The sequence below is a fragment of the Rhizobium vallis genome, assembly GCF_003985155.1.
GTDB classification, from domain to species: domain Bacteria; phylum Pseudomonadota; class Alphaproteobacteria; order Rhizobiales; family Rhizobiaceae; genus Rhizobium; species Rhizobium vallis.
This window is the reverse complement of the sequence record NZ_ML133691.1, coordinates 173,917-190,695: the sequence shown is the minus strand read 5'-3', so window position 1 is coordinate 190,695 and position 16,779 is coordinate 173,917. Positions and strand designations below refer to the sequence as shown.

Sequence of the window (16,779 nt, the reverse complement as noted above, 5' to 3'; positions counted from 1 at the left end):
ACCCCCGTTAAGTGACGGCGCGTCGCACAGCCAGTTCAGCCTCTTCGACCCCCAACGACGATAGTATTGAGAGCCCACGTTCGGCGCGGCCCACGTTCTTCTTGATATACGCTGCCTCCGCCGGAAACAGTCCGGCTCGCCAGTAGTTGATCAGGATGAGCGCGCTTTGCCGCGCCTTTATCAGCCCGACGAGCAGCTTTGTCTCGAGCGCGGAAAGCGGAACCACCGACGCATAACCAGAGATGAGATTTTCTGCGCCCCCGAGTGTCAAAGACGGGTCTGTCACCACGAGGCTTGCCGCAATCGCCAGATCCTGAATCCGTGGTCCCCAGCAGCCGTCCCCAAAATCGATGAACGCGACACCGCTGTCGGTGAGGAGTGTGTTGAACGGGCTGGGGTCATTGTGTGTGACCTGCCATGCTACCTCACGCAATTGCGGCTCGATGGAATCGACATAGTTGTTCATGGCAAGACGCACGGATGCCGCGACAGGCTCTGGAGGCAAATGCTCCTCCAGTCCCATTAGCTTCGACCAGCACCCCACGTGCCAAAGAACCGGGCGGTGGATGGCGGGCAACCTCAAAGGCTCGAGCGCCAAACTGAGTCCGGCGAGCGCTTGGCCGACCCGGTAAAGAACGTCCCGAGTTGCGGTCACCTGGTACAGCGGCGCCCCTGAAATTCGGGTCTGCAAGTAACCACAAATCTTCTCCTCTTCGAACATCAACATAGCGCCATTGGTACGCACGATATGAGGAGCTGCGAAGCTGACAGCGCCTTCCAGTCCGGCAAGGGCCGCAACCTGGAAGCGGAAACTGTCTCTTCCTTCGGGCCGCGTTGATGTTTTGAGGATCAGCTGGTCGCCGGTCAACAGCTTGACCTCCGCAGTACACTCAGCCTCCGAGGAGAGAACCCTGATCGCTCCCGTTACACCGTAGTGGCGCAATAGCAACTCGGACAACAGTGTTCCGGCAGAACTCGGCTTTGTCGCCAGAATAGCTACGGCGTCCTCAAAAAATGCTTTAGTGAACGGCTCGCGGACCGATGGGTTGTCGTCGAGATGACGCGCCCCGTCTTCTGAAACCGCATCATTACAGGTACCCACGACTGAAACCCTCGCACTGTTGAATTCGAGCGGCGTGCTCATCCGAAGCGATCGTCGCTTAACATTCAGTCCGCTGCGATCAATCCCGACTGGGGTCGGACGTTTGCTACTGAAGCACGATTGCCTCGCTCCAGGTACTGGAAATTCCTTGCCCGTACGGGCATCCATGTCGCACCGCCGAACACGGCGGAACCACAATGCCCGCCCCCGACCCCACGGCAAACCGAGATTACCGGTCCGGCGGGATCGGGATTTCAGATCTGTCTGCGCACCTTAAAGCCCGACGATGCCGGGCAATCCCGAGATGCCTGCGATTTCGGTGTATCCGTAATAGGGATTGGCCGGCTCGTGACCGCGATTGACCCAAACCTTGTTCTTGATCCCGAGGTCATGTGCGGACATCAGATCGTAACGGAACGAAGAGGAGCAATGCAGTATGTCCTCCGGACCGCAACCAAGCATATCGAGCATATATTCGAACGCCCGGAAGTGCGGCTTGTAGGCGCCCGCCTGTTCGGCCGTGTAGACGGCATGGAAAGGCGCGCCGAGTTTCTCGACGTTGGACATGATCTGCGAGTTCATCGCATTTGACAGAATGACCAGTGGAATTTCCTTGGCCACCTTGGCAAGACCTGCCGGAACGTCTGGATGCGGCCCCCAAGTGGGGACGCGTTGGTAAACCATCTGTGCGTCTTCGTCCTTGAAGACGATGCCGTTGCGTTTGCAGGTCCTTTCCAGTGCGTTATGGACCACTTCCGCATAAGGCTTCCAGTCGGCCATGACTTCATCAAGGCGGTACGCGGAAAAGTCCGCGATAAATTGCAGCATTTTCTGCTCGCTCATTCGGTCGCCGTAAAGATCGCGTGCGGCCTCCGCCATCTGGAAGTTGATGAGGGTGCCATGGCAGTCGAAGGTGATGTATTTCGGGCGGAAAATGGTCATGCGCTTCGTCCTTGCTTTGCGGGGGAGTTGTTCAAGTTATGACCAATCATAGCCCGGCCCTCGCATCTGAATTGCCCGGATATTGCGGGACATCAGCATAAAATGCTGGAGGGAAGCATCATTTGTCCTTGTGAGTGCTGGGTCACAGTGATCCGCGGTCGAGATGCCGGACGCAGCAGATAGATAGTGCCCGGTCAACTCGTTATGCCGGAAACGGTGGGGCGTTCGTCTTCGGGTAGCGGACGGGATCCAATCCCGGGAAGCTCGTCATTCGGTAACCCGTAGGCGACAGCGCGTAAGATCGACTGCGTCAGCTCCCAATCATTCGCGATTTTAGCATTGGAGTGGTGGGATAGTTCCAGCACTCCGCCCAAGCTCCAAAGGGCGCCCGCCGGTACTCTCTGCCAAAATCGCCGCGCGATATAAAACAATCTGCCTGAGGTCCCGCGAATAAAGCCAATAGACCCACATTGGGCCTGATATGATCAATGCAGTTCAGGTCGCACCCTGCCCACGCATCCGATGAATTGAATTAGAGAGGTCACGCATGAAAACGCTGCTGCTCAAGAAGCATGACGTAGGGCGGCTTATCAGCATGACGGAAGTCATCGGCGCGGTCGAAGAGGCTTATAGGGCCTTCAGCAGCGATCAAGTGGAACAGCCCGATTATATCGGGATTCATCTGCCCTCGCTGCGCGGGGAGATCGACTTCAAGCTTGGCTACGATAAAGTCGCTGAAATCATCTCCATGAAGGCGCATTCCGGAGGATTCACCGACAACCCGGTAAAACACGGCGTGCCGAATAGCATGGGCACCATTCTCCTGTTTGATGCCAGAAGCTGTGCGTTGATTTGTATCATGGATGGTAGTTTGATCACTGGCCTCAGAACCGGAGCGGCGGGAGCCGTCTCCGTCAAAGCACTAGCGAGAAAGAACGCCACGACGATCGCGTCGATCGGCACAGGCAATCAGGCAAGAATGCAAATTCGGGCGATCAACGAGATCATGAAGATCGAAGAGATCCACGCCTGGGACAGCACCTACGAAACAAGTTCCAAATACAAGGCGGATATCGAGCATGAATTCGGCATTCCCGTTACCGTCGCAAGCTCGAAGAAGGAGGCGGTCGAGCGGGCCGACATCTTGATCACAACGACCCGAGGGAAAGGGTCGCTTGTGGAAGCGGATTGGGTGAAGCCCGGCACGCACATCGTTGCAATCGGGACGGATCAACGCGGCAAACAGGAGCTGGATCCGGAGCTCTTCCGAAACGCCAAAATCATCGTCGACTCGCTTTCACAATGTATGGAAAAGGGCGAGACCTGGCACCCGCTCGATAAAAACATCATTACCAAGGACGACATCCACGGTGAAATCGGCGAGGTATTATTGGGGAGGAAGCCGGGACGAGAAAGTGATGACGAAATCACCATTTTCGACTCCACGGGGATGGCCATACAAGACAATACGACGGCCAGCAAAATTTATCGCAACGCCATAGCCAATAATGTCGGCACTTTTTTCCCGTTTTTTTGAGGAATGACCATGCGCAACTATCCCACCATTCAGGACATCCGTGAAGCGCAGCAACGACTAAAGCCGCATGTCAGGCACACGCCGCTATTGCGTGCCGACAAAATCGAGAAAGCGGCTGGTTGTCAGCTCTACCTCAAGCCGGAAACCCTGCAGATCACTGGCGCATTCAAGATCCGCGGCGCCCTGAACAAGGCTCTCTCGCTCCCCCGAGAAGAGGTCGCAAATGGGATCATTGCGACCTCGTCGGGGAACCACGCCCAGGCGCTTGCTTACGCAGCCAAGATGCTCGGCGTAAAAGTGATGTTGGTGCTGCCGGTCACCACACCCAAAATCAAGATCGCTAATACGGAAGCCCTTGGCGCGGAAGTCATTCTTTTTGATGGCGATAATGCTGCTAGATGGAGAAAAGTCTACGAGATCGCTGAAGGAAACAATTATGCGGTCATTCACGGCTTCGAGGACCCCGTCGTAATGGCTGGTCAGGGAACGATCGGGTGCGAGATCCTCGAAGACTTGGAAGATGTGGACACGGTCATCGTACCCCTGGGCGGTGGAGGGCTGATCTCGGGCATCGCCACTGCGATCAAAGAAACGAAGCCATCGGTGCGTGTTATCGCGGCAGAGCCTGCCTTGACGCCGAAATATTTTTACAGCCGGAAAAACAAGGAGCGCACATCGCTTCCGTTAAAGAATACGATCGCGGATGGTCTGAGGTTAAGCGTTCCGGGTCAAAATCCGTATCCGATTATCGAAAAATATGTCGACGAGATTGTTCTTGTTGAAGACGAACACATCATTGCCGGAATGCGCGCCCTTGCCAAGGATGCAAAATTGATTGCGGAACCAGCCGCCTCCATCGGAATAGGAGCCCTGTTGGCAGGCAGCATACACGTGAAGCAAGATGAGAAAGTGTGTGCGGTCTTGTCTGGCGGTAATTGGGATCTAAGCGACCTTGCCGAGATTTACAATTTGGCGCCGTGATCGGTCTCAGCGTCGGTCAGGACATCACCCCGATCGTCGTTCGACGTCTGCGATTCTCATACCCTCTCTCACAAATGCAAACAGTCCGACCGCGGGGCGGATCGGTTTTCATTCGGCAGGGAGGATAGATCAAGCCATTCCAGGGAGCCACCATTGAAACATAACCACAGCTTCTATATCGACGGTCAATGGGTCGCGCCCTGCGTCTCGGAAACACTCGAAGTCGTCGATCCCTCGACCGGGCAGCCGATGGGCACAATCGCACTCGGCAGTGCCGCCGACGCTGAAAAGGCGGTCGCGGCCGCATGGCAAGCCTTTGCCTCCTTCTCGCAGACATCAAAGGAAGAGCGCGTCGAACTACTGAGGCGCATTGTAACGATCCTGAAGCGCCGCAATGACGAGCTCGGCGACATCATTTCGCGGGAAATGGGCGCGCCGCTCGCCATGGCCCGGGCCGAGCAGGCCGGCATCGGCGCTGTCCATTTCGAGCAGGCGATCAAGGCTATGGAGACCTTTGCCTTCGACTACATGCAGGGGACCACGCGCATCCTGCACGAGCCGGTCGGTGTGGTTGCGATGATCACGCCGTGGAACTGGCCGATCAATCAGATCGCCTGCAAGGTCGCTCCGGCGCTCGCCACGGGATGCACCATGGTCCTGAAGCCTTCGGAGATCGCTCCCTTCAACGCCGTGATCTTCGCCGAGATCATGGATGAGGCCGGCGTGCCGAAGGGCGTCTTCAACCTCGTCCAGGGCGACGGGCCTACCGTAGGTGCGGTACTGGCCAGGCACCCGGATGTGGACATGGTGTCCTTCACCGGGTCGACGCGCGCCGGCATTGCCGTGGCGCAGGCGGCGGCACCGACTGTCAAGCGGGTGCATCAGGAACTCGGCGGCAAGTCGCCGAACATCGTCTTGCGCAGTGCCGACTTTTCAGCGGCGGTCGCCGCCGGCGTGCGCCGGTGCTTCGGCAATTCCGGCCAGACCTGTACCTCACCAACGCGGATGCTGGTGCCGGCGGAGCGAATGGACGAAGCAGGCTCGATCGCCGCGCGGGAAGCGGCCGCGCTTGTTGTTGGTCCCCCTTCGGATTCCCGCACCGATCTCGGACCAGTTGCAAGCGCCGCCCAGTTCGACAAGATCCAGGCGTTGATCGAACGCGGCATCGCGGAAGGCGCGGAGCTCGTCGCCGGCGGCCCTGGCCGCCCTTCGCATCTCAATGCCGGCTATTACGTGCGCCCAACGGTCTTTGCCCGCGTCACCAATCAGATGACGATTGCGCGCGAGGAAATCTTCGGCCCGGTGCTGTCGATCATCGGTTATGACAACGAAGAAGAAGCCGTGGCGATCGCCAACGATACGCCCTACGGCTTGGCGGCCTACATTCAGGGCGATCCAAAGGAAGCGCGATCGCTCGCAGGCAGGTTGCGCGCCGGCAGCGTTCGCCTCAACAGCTCCGCCTGGGACAGTGCCGCCCCTTTCGGCGGCTACAAGCAATCCGGCAACGGTCGGGAATACGGGAAGTTCGGACTGCACGAGTTTACTGAGATCAAGGGCATAGCCGGCTTCTTAAACGAGTGAATGGTCAAAGTGCGGTGTAGCCGTTTCGGATGCCTGTGCAAGAGGCTGTGATTACAGTCAAACGGGAGATCCAAGCGTAACGCGATCACGGGTGATCGCGTGGGATCGACCGCTCTGAAGATGCGGTCGCGCGCGAAACGGTATCCCGCGGCGGCATAAGCCGGGCGGGTCGAAATTGAATGTGACCTCAGGCGACGTTTTCACTCATTCAGAAGAAGACCAGCCGACCCATGCAATTCGAATCACCGATCAAACGCGGAAGGCTGTCGCTGCATCGATGGAACCTCGAAAGGTCGTGAATGGGATTCCCTGTTTGACGAACCCAACCGTAAAGATCGGCCCGGTCCAGTCATTCCCGCACGCCTCACGGACGACCGCTGTGCGCCCCTAGAAGCGTTTGTTGAGGAACAGCCCCGGTTACTCGAAAGCGGACATCGATAGCTACAAACGCGCCTAAGTCCGACGTGCCGTTGCGTCAAGCTCATATCACACCGCTCTAACGCCAGCAGGTCGCGCGTGCGGAAGGGGTCTCCGAAAGGCCTTGCCTGCTCCCCTTCGAACGTAAAGAGAAGGGGCGAACGGACCGCCCCGGTCTCATCGTCGTAACAGCGCTTGAGCTGGCTTTTCAGGCGCGCTTGAGGGCTGGCTCCAGGCCAACGACGGCGGCTAAGCCGCCGATATCCTTGATCTCGGTGTATTCGTAATATGGATTGGCCGGCTCATGGCCGCGGTTCACCCAGACCTTGCTCTTGATGCCCAGGTCATAGGCGGTCATCAGGTCGTAGCGGAAGGATGAGGACACATGAGTGATGTCTTCCGGTCCGCAGCCGAGCTTGTCGAGCATGTATTCGAAACCCTTCATCAGAGGTTTATATGCCCCGACTTCTTCTGCCGTGATTACCATATGGATGGGCGCGCCCAGCTTTTCCACGTTCGACATGATCAGGCTGTTCATGGAGTTCGAGAGGATGACCAGCGGAATTTCCTTGGCCACCCTCGACAGGCCAGCCGGGACGTCCGGGTGCGGACCCCAGGTTGGCACCTCGTCATAGATGCGCTGCGCGTCTTCGGGTTTGAACGGGATACCGATGCGTTTGCAGCTGCGTTCGATTGAGTTCTGCACCACTTCGAGGAACGGCTTCCATGGGCCTAGCACCTCGTCAAGGCGATAGCCCCTGAAAGCCTCGACGAAGGCGGCCATCGCTTCAGGGGAGAGGCGCTCGCCGTAGACGCGTCGCGCAGCGCCGGCCATATCGAAATTGGTGAGCGTGCCGTAGCAGTCGAAGGTCACGTACTTCGGTCGAAATTGAGTCATCGCGTGTTTTCCTTCCAATTTTCATGGCACGGTGTGCCTATCCAAGGTCGTTTTAGCGGGCATGCCGCCTGTCCAACGAAGTCGCGGTTCCGACAGACCGCAATGCGGTCGAGGCCGGTACCTTTGCCAATCTGGTCATTTGCTCTGCCTTTTCAGATACCGGGCCAACCCACCAAAGCGGATCATTCCGACTCGTTCGCCGCATTCCGACCAGTGGGAACACACTGGCATAACTTTGTGACGGTGGCAACTAATTGTCCAACAATTATTTGAATCTAAGTTCTGTGATTCTCCGTCATCGACGTACGTGTCGCTACCAAACAATAACCATTGGCTCGTTAATCAGCTGTTTTTGTAGCATTTTGCCCGGAGGAAATCAGAAAGGCTAAGCTCGACCACATTCGTCATCGAAATAAATTGTTGTACAAAAATTGAAGTGTGAGATACTAACGTCATCGAACTGCCCGTTCCGAGGCAGGATATGAATGAGTTTGAAGATGGGTCACGAGCATCAGTGCGGGCCAGCCCGCGTCCCGGAGCTTTCCGAGGCGTGCCATACCGTGGGCACTGCGGAAGCCGAACGAATCGCCGAGCGGCTATATGGCACGCACGGGTCGGCAACGCGCTTTGAAACAGAAAAGGACGACACGTTCCTCCTCAACTGCGCGGCCCAGGGGAAGTTTGTGTTGAAGATCGCTCATCCTTCTGAGCGGATCGAGGAACTCGATTTCCAGGTCTCGCTGATGCGGCATTTGGAGCGGCGAGCCCCTGATCTGCCAATCCCCCGTACACTTCGCGATGTCGACGGGGCGGATTTACCCATCGTCACTACGAGTGGCGGCGAGCGGCGAGTGGTGCGCCTTATTACCTTTCTTGCCGGCACCCCGCTCGACCGGACATCTTGCACAGCCCCACAGCGTGAATGGATCGGCGAAATTCTGGCAAAGCTGCGTCATTCCATGGCCGATTTCTCGCACCCCGCAGACGGCCGGACGGTGGCGTGGGACGTCACCCATCTGCTCGACCTCACCAATCTGTTGAGCTACATCCCGGAGGGCAGCAAGCGCACCTGGACCGTCCGCGCGCTCGAGCGGTTTGCCGAAGTCAAGCCGAAGCTCGACCTGTGCCGGCGGCAAGTGCTCCACAACGACTTCAATACGTCGAACCTGGTCGTCGATCATGCCAGTCCGCGGTTCCTGACCGGCGTCATCGACTTCGGCGATGCGGTCCGTACCGCCATTGCCGTTGATGTATCCACGGCATTGATGAACCAGATGCCAAAAACCTTCGACCATGGGAACCGGCGTGACCTGTTTGACGAACCGCGCGACGTTCTGCGCGGTTATCTCCGCCACGCCGAACTGACGGAGGAGGAGATCCGGCTCATCCCCTTCCTATCGATGGGACGTCTTGCGGTCCGTGCGCTGTTGACGTGCTGGCGCGCAGAGATCTTCCCCGAGAATAGCCGCTATATCCTGCGTAATACCGAAGTCGGTTGGGCCCACCTGGAGTGGTTCCACTCGATTTCGACCGCACAGATTTCCGATCTTCTGACACGATAGGAACCGCAATGTCCAAACAAGCGACTACCTTGCCCAAGGGCTTCCGTGGCGACATGGCCAATGGCTTCAACCCTCAGGACACGTCTCATCTAACAAATGAAGATCTGGCGCATGTCGCCAGGCGGCAAAGGCTGCTCGGGCCTGCTTATCGGCTCTTCTACAAGTCGCCGGTTGAGATCTCTCGCGCCAAGGGCGTCTTCCTCTATGACAAGCACGGCAACGAATATCTTGATGCCTACAACAACGTGGTATCGCTGGGTCACTCTCATCCTCGTGTCGTCGAGGCGATCCAGAAGCAGCTCGAGGTACTTTGTACCCACACGCGTTACATGCAGGAGCCGCTGCTGGACTATGCCGAGGCCCTGATCAATACGTTCGGTGGCGAACTCGGCCGGACCGGATGCGCGATGTTCACATGCACGGGTTCGGAAGCCAACGATCTCGCCTTGCGAATCGCGCGTTACCACACACGCAAGACCGGCGTCATCGTCACGGCCGAAGCCTATCACGGCAACAGCGGCGCGGTGGCGGCAATCTCGCCGTCGCTCGGCAGGAGGTCAGCTCTGGATCCCTATCTTCGCACGGTCGCCGCGCCGGATTCCTATCGCCTCCCCGTCGAGGAAATCGGCCGGCGGATGGCGGAGGATGTCGCGCGGCAGATCGCCGACATGGAGCGGCGTGGCGGCGGCCTGGCGGCCTTCATCGCCGATTCCGTCTTCTCCTCCGATGGTCTTTACGTCGATCCGACGGACGTATTGGCGCCGGTGGCGGAAGTGGTGCGCAAGGCGGGTGGCCTATTCATTGCCGACGAGGTGCAATCCGGATTCGGGCGGACCGGCACCCATCTTTGGGGTCACCGCCGTCACAAGATCGATCCGGACATCGTCACCATGGGCAAGCCCATGGGCAACGGCTATCCCGTAGCCGGCGTAGTGCTGCGGCCCGAACTCGTCGCCGAATTCGGTTCCAGCATGCGCTACTTCAACACGTTTGGCGGCAACTCGGTCGCTATCGCCGCTGCAAAATCCGTGCTCGACACGATCCTCGAAGAAGGCCTGATGGACACTGCTGTCAAGGTCGGCGGCGAAATCCTCGACGGCCTCCGGGATCTACAGAAGAAATATGAATTCGTCGGCGATGTTCGCGGCGCCGGACTCTATTTCGCGGTCGAACTCGTCAAGGATAGAGACCGGAAGACACCGGACATGGACCGTGCGCTTGCAGCCGTCAATGCCTTGCGCGACCGGCGCATCCTCATTTCCGCGACGGGAGCGGACGCGCATATCCTGAAGATCAGGCCCCCGCTCATCTTCACATCGGCCAATGCGGCGCGTCTGCTCGAGGGCATCGACGAGGCGCTTCGGTCCGTGCATATCTAGGACCCGCCACCAGCGGCCGGGAGGCACAAATCATCTAGCCTTGCCCTACGCCGCCTCGTGTGGCGTAGCTACATGAACATGATCAACGAGCAAAGCCAAAGCCATGCCGCTGCTGTCCGCCAAGAATCAAGCCGAAGATCCAGAGACGAAGGTCGACGCCGTGCCCGCTAGCGCGGTGGAAATCCTGACTCACGCCTTGCGACGGCGCATCTTGTCAGGGGATTTCCGACCGGGCGAGTTCCTCCGCGACGTGAAGATGTGCGAAGAGCATTCGACCTCGCGGCACACATTCCGCACAGCTGCCCAGGTGCTCGTCACGCAGGGCCTGCTGCGTCAGATACCGAACCGGGGCTTTGTGGTGCCCGAATTCGGGCCAGACGATATTGTCGATATCACACGCGTGCGCGGCGCCATCGAGGGCGAGGCCATTCGTCTGATTGTGCTGACCGGCGTCATCCCACCTCAGGCGCTGGAGGCGGTCGACGTGATGCACAGGTCGACTCTATCCTCCGATAGATCTGTGTTGGTTGCTGCGGACCGTGACTTCCACCGCGCGATCATCGCCGCCAGCGGTAGCGTTCGGCTGAAGCGGACTTATTCGGACCTCGAGGGCGAGATCGAGCTCCTCCTCGCACAGCGGCAGGATTTCTACGCCACCGCGGAAGAAATGGCGGAAGAACACGAGCGGCTCATCAACAGTTTGAGAAGCCGCCACTACGATACGGCGCGGGACGCGTTCCAGGAGCATTGGGAAGATCTCCAGATCAAATTGCTCGATCAACGCTGACCCCAGCGCTCCCTGCGGAATTCGACCGCTCGGAAAGGATAACCTGCCAGGCGGCACAGAGGATGCTAGTCCCGCGCGTTCGACGCGGAGTAAGCACCATCTCTGATGCTTCCTCTCTGACTTCGAGAGGCCCTGCTTCTGGCTCGCGGCGTCGTCGCTAAGCGTATGGCATCGAAGACGCAGTGGCGGCCGCTGCCGGCCAACTCGATCGAATAACGATACGGAGAAGTTTGATGCGTGAATACTCCATTGCAGCCATACCTGCCGACGGCATCGGACCTGAGGTGATCGCTGCCGGCCAGACTGTTCTTGCAAACCTGGAGATGCGACTCGGCGACGTAAAATTGACCTTCAAAAATTTCACCTGGGGATCTGACTACTACAGGAAACATGGTGTGATGATGCCGTCGGACGGGCTGGAGCAGCTCAAGAAATTCGACGCCATCTATTTTGGCGCGGTCGGAGCACCGGATGTTCCCGACCATGTCACCCTGTGGGGGCTCAGATTGCCGATCTGCCAGGGCTTCGACCAGTACGCCAATGTCCGGCCAACCAAGATCCTGCCTGGCATAACCTCGCCGCTGCGCAATTGCGGCGCCGACGATCTCGACTGGGTGATTGTGCGGGAGAACTCCGAAGGCGAATATTCTGGCCATGGCGGCCGCGCTCACCGCGGTTTGCCCGAAGAGGTCGGCACGGAGGTCGCCATCTTCACCCGCGTCGGCGTCACCCGTATCATGCGCTACGCCTTCAGGTTGGCCCAATCCCGGCCGCGCAAGTTGCTTACGGTCGTTACGAAGTCCAATGCCCAGCGGCATGGCATGGTCCTGTGGGACGAGATCGCCTCCGAGGTGGCGGAGGAATTCCCCGAGGTTACGTGGGACAAGATGCTGGTCGATGCCATGACGGTGCGGATGACGCTCAAGCCACGGAGCCTCGACACCATAGTGGCAACGAACCTGCACGCCGACATTCTTTCCGATCTCGCTGGTGCTCTTGCCGGTAGTCTGGGGGTTGCACCGACGGCGAACATCGATCCGGAGCGCCGCTTTCCCTCGATGTTTGAGCCGATCCACGGCTCCGCCTTCGACATTGCCGGCAAAGGCATCGCTAACCCGGTTGCCGCCTTCTGGACTGCTGCCCAGATGCTCGACCACCTCGGCGAGCGGGAAGGCTCGTCCCGCCTCATGCGCGCTGTCGAGCGGGTGACCGGCGCCGGAATCCTTACCCCCGACGTGGGCGGTTCAGCCACTACCTTGGAGGTTGCCGAGGCCGTCTGCGACGCGCTCCACTCCTCGAATTTCTAGGGACACGCGGCTGACCATGACCTGAAACGATCACAAAGCAAGGAAGGCATTTCGCCGGCGCCATCCTCATCAGCGGGAACTAGCCAATGAAACTTGATAGGATTGACGTCAAGATACTGAACGCATTGCAGACGGATGGCCGAATGACGAATGTCGAGCTTTCGGAAATGGTGAATCTCTCGCCAAGCCCCTGTTTGCTGCGCGTGAAAAAGCTGCAGGCGGAGGGCTATATCCAAGGCTACTCTGCACGGATCAATATGGCAAAACTGGGCCAAGCGCTGACGGTGTTCACCGAAATCACTCTAAAGAATCACCGTCAACTTGACTTCGCGAGATTTATTACGGCGATTGAGAAGGTCGATCAGGTTATCGAGTGCCATTTGGTTTCGGGAGGCTACGATTATCTCGTAAAATTTGTCACCACCGGAATCGATGAGTACCAGACGATCATGGAGCGGCTCCTCGATTTGAATATCGGAATTGACAAGTATTTTACCTTCGTCGTCCTGAAATCGCCCCTGATCAAAGTGCATTTGCCGCTTGCAGGCCTGCTTCAGCAGTAATGGTACCGGACGTCGACAGCCGGCATCCGGTGCCGCTGGAATGATGAGAGACGACAATTGAAGCCAGGCTTTTAGATAGGTGTCCACCCGTTTCAAACGGGCGGAGCAGTCGATGTTGCAACATAAGAGCGCCATGCTGAATGGGGTACCGTGTTATCGAATTACAGCAGAGCGGAGGGGAAAATGCTAAGGCGGACTCCGCGCCAGCTCTCCTAGCGCTGCGGCGATGCTATGGGGACAGCCAGCATTTCATCTGAGGAGCCGCCCCTGTCAGAATGGCACTCCCTGTCGGCAGGCAACATACAGGGGAAGGCCGATGAAAAGGTGTTTGGGGTGTTGGCCGCGGGAATTGGGAACTAATCAACCTTCGAGACTTGTAATGCGGCTTCCTGTCTGCCAGTCGCGTGGAGACGCCTCGACGGCGAGACGCTCTTCTGTCCCAGAGGCAGTCAGATGTGTCTAATGCCGCCGCCTCGCACTTCAGATTTTTCCGTCAGCCAATAGCTTGGCTCGCAAGGCAGAAAGTTTGAACGGCCGGTATTTTAGATTGGCCCGCGGCGCCGCGAACCATCGCAACGACGGTGCCCTCCCGAGGCAGCCCCCAGTCTTCGAGCGGTGACGAAAGGCCGGTCTGTTCGGGGATGTCGACTCGCACGATGCGACCTTTCTTGCCGGAGAGGATGAAGGCAAGCAGGTCCCTTGCCTGTTCCAAGCTTTCCGCAGCGACAGGCCCGACGACTTCACCCTTTCCGAACAACCGCGTTGCCGCAAATGCGACGATACGATCACCTTTTCGGATGGCGGCGAAACGCCCCTCCTTCGCCAGGGCATTGTATACCGCGTCACGGTCGGCCCCGAATGCCGTACGATCGAGCGCTTTAATTGCCGGCAGCGCGTCAGGCCCGACCCAGTCAGCATTTTCAGCGGAAACGACGTCGCTGACGACCCCTTGGTGGCGGACGATTTGGTGCTTCGCGACGAATCCCAGTTTTTCATAAAGAGGCAAGCCGTCATTCGTCGCCGTCAAGCGGCATTCACGATCGCCGGCGAGTTCCAACACAGCGGTGGTCAATTTTCTTCCCACCCCCCGGCCACGTTGGCTTTCGTCGACAATAATCATGTTAATGGCAGAGCAAGTGTCGCCGAAGGGAGTCATGAGGGCGGTACCCACTACCCGGTCGCCGGCGAGCGCAACGCGTCCTTCGCTCAGAGAGCGTATCATTTCCCAGTCTTCCCTCCGGTGCGCCCAACCCGCTGCACGCGACAGCGCGAGGGCTCCGCCCACATGATGAGCCTCGAAAGGCGCAAGAACGATCGATTCCGTTTGCATGAGTTCATCCATTCGTGGGTCTCCTGGTCGCCAGTGGTAAGAGAGACGGGTCTATGAAGCGGCGGCGGAGAACCGAGACTTCTGGCCGCACCCGACGATACGGATAGACAAGCCGAGTAACGAGCGACGGATAAACCGCCGAACCGATTTCTAGACGCGCCGGCCGAAACTGGTGGCCTGCCGCCTCGCTCCGTCCCACCTGCAGATGCGAAGATGCACGTTATTAAAACGCATCGTTTGCTCGAATGATCAGGTGACGGTGACGAAAATCTTCCGCGCCGTCTCGATTGTCTTCCAAACCCCGACATAGCCCGGCTTCATCACGAAGCTGTCGCCCGCGCGATAAATGACCGGGTCCTTGCCCTTCTCTGTCAATTCGATCACACCGTGTACAAGATGGCAAAATTCAAATGTCTCGCCCTTGATGGAGTGCGTTTCGCCTGGCGTCGCTTCGAAAACACCGGTATTGACCTTCCCGTCCTTGGCGGTGTCCTGCAGCCATGTCTTGAAGGCAGGGCTGCCCGAGATGAGGCGATCCGGCTCGGCGGTTCTATGCTTCGGCTCGAAGGATGGATTGGGGTCGATCGTTTTCAGTAGGGACATTTATCTCTCCTATTCTTGCTGGAGACACCTGCGCGTCATCATTGGATGTTTAGCCTGCCTGACGTCGGCAACGATTGCCAACGCGTAGCGTACCCGCTTTGCTCGAGGCGACCTACCAAGTGACCGCGATGTACTTCGTTTCGAGGTATTCGAGCATGCCGTGATGGCTGCCTTCGCGCCCGAGGCCACTCTGCTTCATGCCGCCGAACGGCGCCGCAGCGTCGGAAACGACACCTCGGTTGATACCGACCATGCCGCTTTCCAGCCTGCCGGCGACTGCAAGCACACGCTTGAGGTCTCGGCTGAAGATATACGATACAAGCCCGTATTCGGTATCGTTGGCCAGATTGACGACCTCGTCCTCGGTATCAAACACAATCACTGGCGCAACCGGACCGAAGATTTCTTCGCGAAGAATCTCGGCGTCCGGAGAGACATTGGCGAGAACGGTTGGCAAATAATAGAAACCCTCGCCGCTCAACCTGCTACCGCCTGTTACCAGCCGGGCCCCCTTGGCGACCGCGTCGTCTACCAGGCGCTCCACCTTGGTCACCGCTGCATCGGTGATCAGTGGGCCAAGCTGCGTATCCGGCGCCAGTCCTGGCCCCACGTTGAGCGCTGCCATCTCCTCGGCGAAGCGCCGAATGAAGTCAGCAGAAATTCCCCTTTGAACGTAGAAGCGGTTTGCGGCCGTACATGCCTCACCGCCGTTGCGCATCTTTGCAACCATTGCGCCGGCGACCGCCGTTTCCAGGTCGGCATCGTCGAATACGATGAAAGGCGCGTTGCCGCCCAATTCCATTGAGCAACTGACGACCTGGTCCGCGGCCTCGCGCAGCAGTATCCTGCCAACGCCGGTCGAGCCTGTGAACGACAGCTTCCGGACCCGCTGGTCATGCAGCATTGCGCTGACCACAGGGCCGGCTTTTTTCGTGGGAACGATGTTGACCACTCCGGCAGGAACACCTGCCTGGCGCATGAGTTCTCCAATCGCGAGCGCGGTCAGAGGCGTCTCTGCTGCCGGCTTCAGGATGCAAGTGCAGCCTGCAGCCAATGCCGGGGCAATTTTTCGGGTCGCCATCGCTGCCGGGAAATTCCAGGGCGTTACCAACACGGCGATACCAATCGGCTCATGGCTGACGATGATCTGGTTTGCGCCCGAAGGTGCTGATCCAAATTCTCCGGTAGCCCTCACCGCCTCCTCGGCATACCAGCGGAAAAACTCGGCCGCGTAGGCGACTTCCGATCTAGCGTCGGGAAGCGCCTTGCCATTTTCCACCGTGATCAGTTGCGCCAGCCACTCGGCTTGTTCGAGAAGAAGGTGAAAACACTTCATCAGGACATCCGCGCGCCGCCGCGGCGGAGTTGCTTTCCAGGCCGCAGCTGCCTTTTCCGCCGCGTCGACGGCCGCCATCGCGTCCGGAATGTCGCCGTCACAAACTGTGGCGATTGCTTCCGCAGTCGAAGGATCGATCACATCGAAGGTCCGGCCACCTTTTGCCGAAACCCATTCGCCGTCGATGAACAGCTGGGTGGGAGCTTCGCATGCTAGAGCAGCCTGCGAAGGCGCACGGCTTGTTTCAAGTGTCGGAGTTGCTTTCACGGTCACCACCATTCGCTACCAATCAGGATCGTTGTGCGATCAATATAGAATTGGTTTAGCGATTGGTGTCAATATAGATCAAAATGGTCTCGCGGATTATTTCCAATCTTCTGCAAGGGCGGTGCCTTGCGGTAAGCAAAACAGCTCGAATGCGGGCCGCTGAGGCCTCGGCGGCAAAGAGCCGACC

Annotated in this window: 14 protein-coding genes; 8 read left to right on the top strand and 6 right to left on the bottom strand. The window is 58.4% G+C overall.

The genetic code is table 11. The annotated features are described in order from the left end of the window. Window positions 1-7 precede the first annotated feature (7 nt). Both EFQ99_RS18760 and EFQ99_RS18755 read right to left on the bottom strand, forming a co-directional pair. A complete protein-coding gene (locus EFQ99_RS18760) occupies window positions 8-1,144 on the bottom strand; it encodes a phosphotransferase enzyme family protein (protein ID WP_245441529.1) in 1,137 nt (378 codons plus the stop codon). 231 nt (window positions 1,145-1,375) lie between these two features. Beyond that, window positions 1,376-2,044 (bottom strand): haloacid dehalogenase type II, encoded by a 669-nt coding sequence (locus tag EFQ99_RS18755; protein ID WP_126922476.1) that lies wholly within the window; start codon window positions 2,042-2,044, stop codon window positions 1,376-1,378. Between the two features lie 547 nt (window positions 2,045-2,591). Between EFQ99_RS18755 and EFQ99_RS18750 the strand changes: the two genes are divergently transcribed. From EFQ99_RS18750 to EFQ99_RS18740, 3 genes are all read left to right on the top strand, one after another. After that, on the top strand, window positions 2,592-3,581 hold the full coding sequence (locus EFQ99_RS18750) for an ornithine cyclodeaminase family protein (protein ID WP_126922475.1): 990 nt from the start codon (window positions 2,592-2,594) through the stop codon (window positions 3,579-3,581). A 9-nt stretch (window positions 3,582-3,590) separates the two neighbouring features. Continuing rightward, window positions 3,591-4,562: a threonine/serine dehydratase family protein gene (locus EFQ99_RS18745; RefSeq protein ID WP_126922474.1), complete on the top strand. Its 972-nt coding sequence runs from the start codon at window positions 3,591-3,593 to the stop codon at window positions 4,560-4,562. 153 nt (window positions 4,563-4,715) lie between these two features. Further along, on the top strand, window positions 4,716-6,143 hold the full coding sequence (locus tag EFQ99_RS18740) for an aldehyde dehydrogenase family protein (RefSeq protein WP_126922473.1): 1,428 nt from the start codon (window positions 4,716-4,718) through the stop codon (window positions 6,141-6,143). 625 nt (window positions 6,144-6,768) lie between these two features. Here the strand turns inward: EFQ99_RS18740 and EFQ99_RS18735 are convergent. Next, window positions 6,769-7,458: a haloacid dehalogenase type II gene (locus EFQ99_RS18735; protein ID WP_126922472.1), complete on the bottom strand. Its 690-nt coding sequence runs from the start codon at window positions 7,456-7,458 to the stop codon at window positions 6,769-6,771. A 485-nt stretch (window positions 7,459-7,943) separates the two neighbouring features. Between EFQ99_RS18735 and EFQ99_RS18730 the strand changes: the two genes are divergently transcribed. From EFQ99_RS18730 to EFQ99_RS18710, 5 genes are all read left to right on the top strand, one after another. Continuing rightward, a complete protein-coding gene (locus EFQ99_RS18730) occupies window positions 7,944-9,020 on the top strand; it encodes a phosphotransferase (protein ID WP_164736405.1) in 1,077 nt (358 codons plus the stop codon). Window positions 9,021-9,028: 8 nt separating this feature from the next. Then, window positions 9,029-10,399, top strand: coding sequence for an aspartate aminotransferase family protein (locus EFQ99_RS18725; RefSeq protein ID WP_126922471.1), 1,371 nt, complete (start codon window positions 9,029-9,031; stop codon window positions 10,397-10,399). A gap of 103 nt (window positions 10,400-10,502) precedes the next feature. Further along, the gene (locus EFQ99_RS18720) at window positions 10,503-11,186 is read left to right on the top strand and encodes a GntR family transcriptional regulator (protein WP_126922470.1); all 684 of its coding nucleotides are present in this window, start codon (window positions 10,503-10,505) and stop codon (window positions 11,184-11,186) included. 233 nt (window positions 11,187-11,419) lie between these two features. After that, window positions 11,420-12,493, top strand: coding sequence for a tartrate dehydrogenase (locus tag EFQ99_RS18715; protein WP_126922469.1), 1,074 nt, complete (start codon window positions 11,420-11,422; stop codon window positions 12,491-12,493). An 86-nt stretch (window positions 12,494-12,579) separates the two neighbouring features. Further along, window positions 12,580-13,056, top strand: coding sequence for an Lrp/AsnC family transcriptional regulator (locus tag EFQ99_RS18710; RefSeq protein WP_126922468.1), 477 nt, complete (start codon window positions 12,580-12,582; stop codon window positions 13,054-13,056). Window positions 13,057-13,549: 493 nt separating this feature from the next. Here EFQ99_RS18710 and EFQ99_RS18705 read toward each other — a convergent pair whose 3' ends face one another. The 3 genes from EFQ99_RS18705 to EFQ99_RS18695 all read right to left on the bottom strand — a co-directional run bounded on the left by EFQ99_RS18705 (window position 13,550) and on the right by EFQ99_RS18695 (window position 16,604). After that, window positions 13,550-14,398: a GNAT family N-acetyltransferase gene (locus EFQ99_RS18705; RefSeq protein WP_126922467.1), complete on the bottom strand. Its 849-nt coding sequence runs from the start codon at window positions 14,396-14,398 to the stop codon at window positions 13,550-13,552. A gap of 237 nt (window positions 14,399-14,635) precedes the next feature. Next, the gene (locus EFQ99_RS18700) at window positions 14,636-14,989 is read right to left on the bottom strand and encodes a cupin domain-containing protein (protein ID WP_126922466.1); all 354 of its coding nucleotides are present in this window, start codon (window positions 14,987-14,989) and stop codon (window positions 14,636-14,638) included. Between the two features lie 112 nt (window positions 14,990-15,101). Beyond that, window positions 15,102-16,604 carry an NAD-dependent succinate-semialdehyde dehydrogenase gene (locus EFQ99_RS18695; protein WP_164736404.1) on the bottom strand — a complete coding sequence of 501 codons (1,503 nt, stop codon included), beginning with the start codon at window positions 16,602-16,604 and terminating at the stop codon, window positions 15,102-15,104. Window positions 16,605-16,779: the final 175 nt, after the last annotated feature.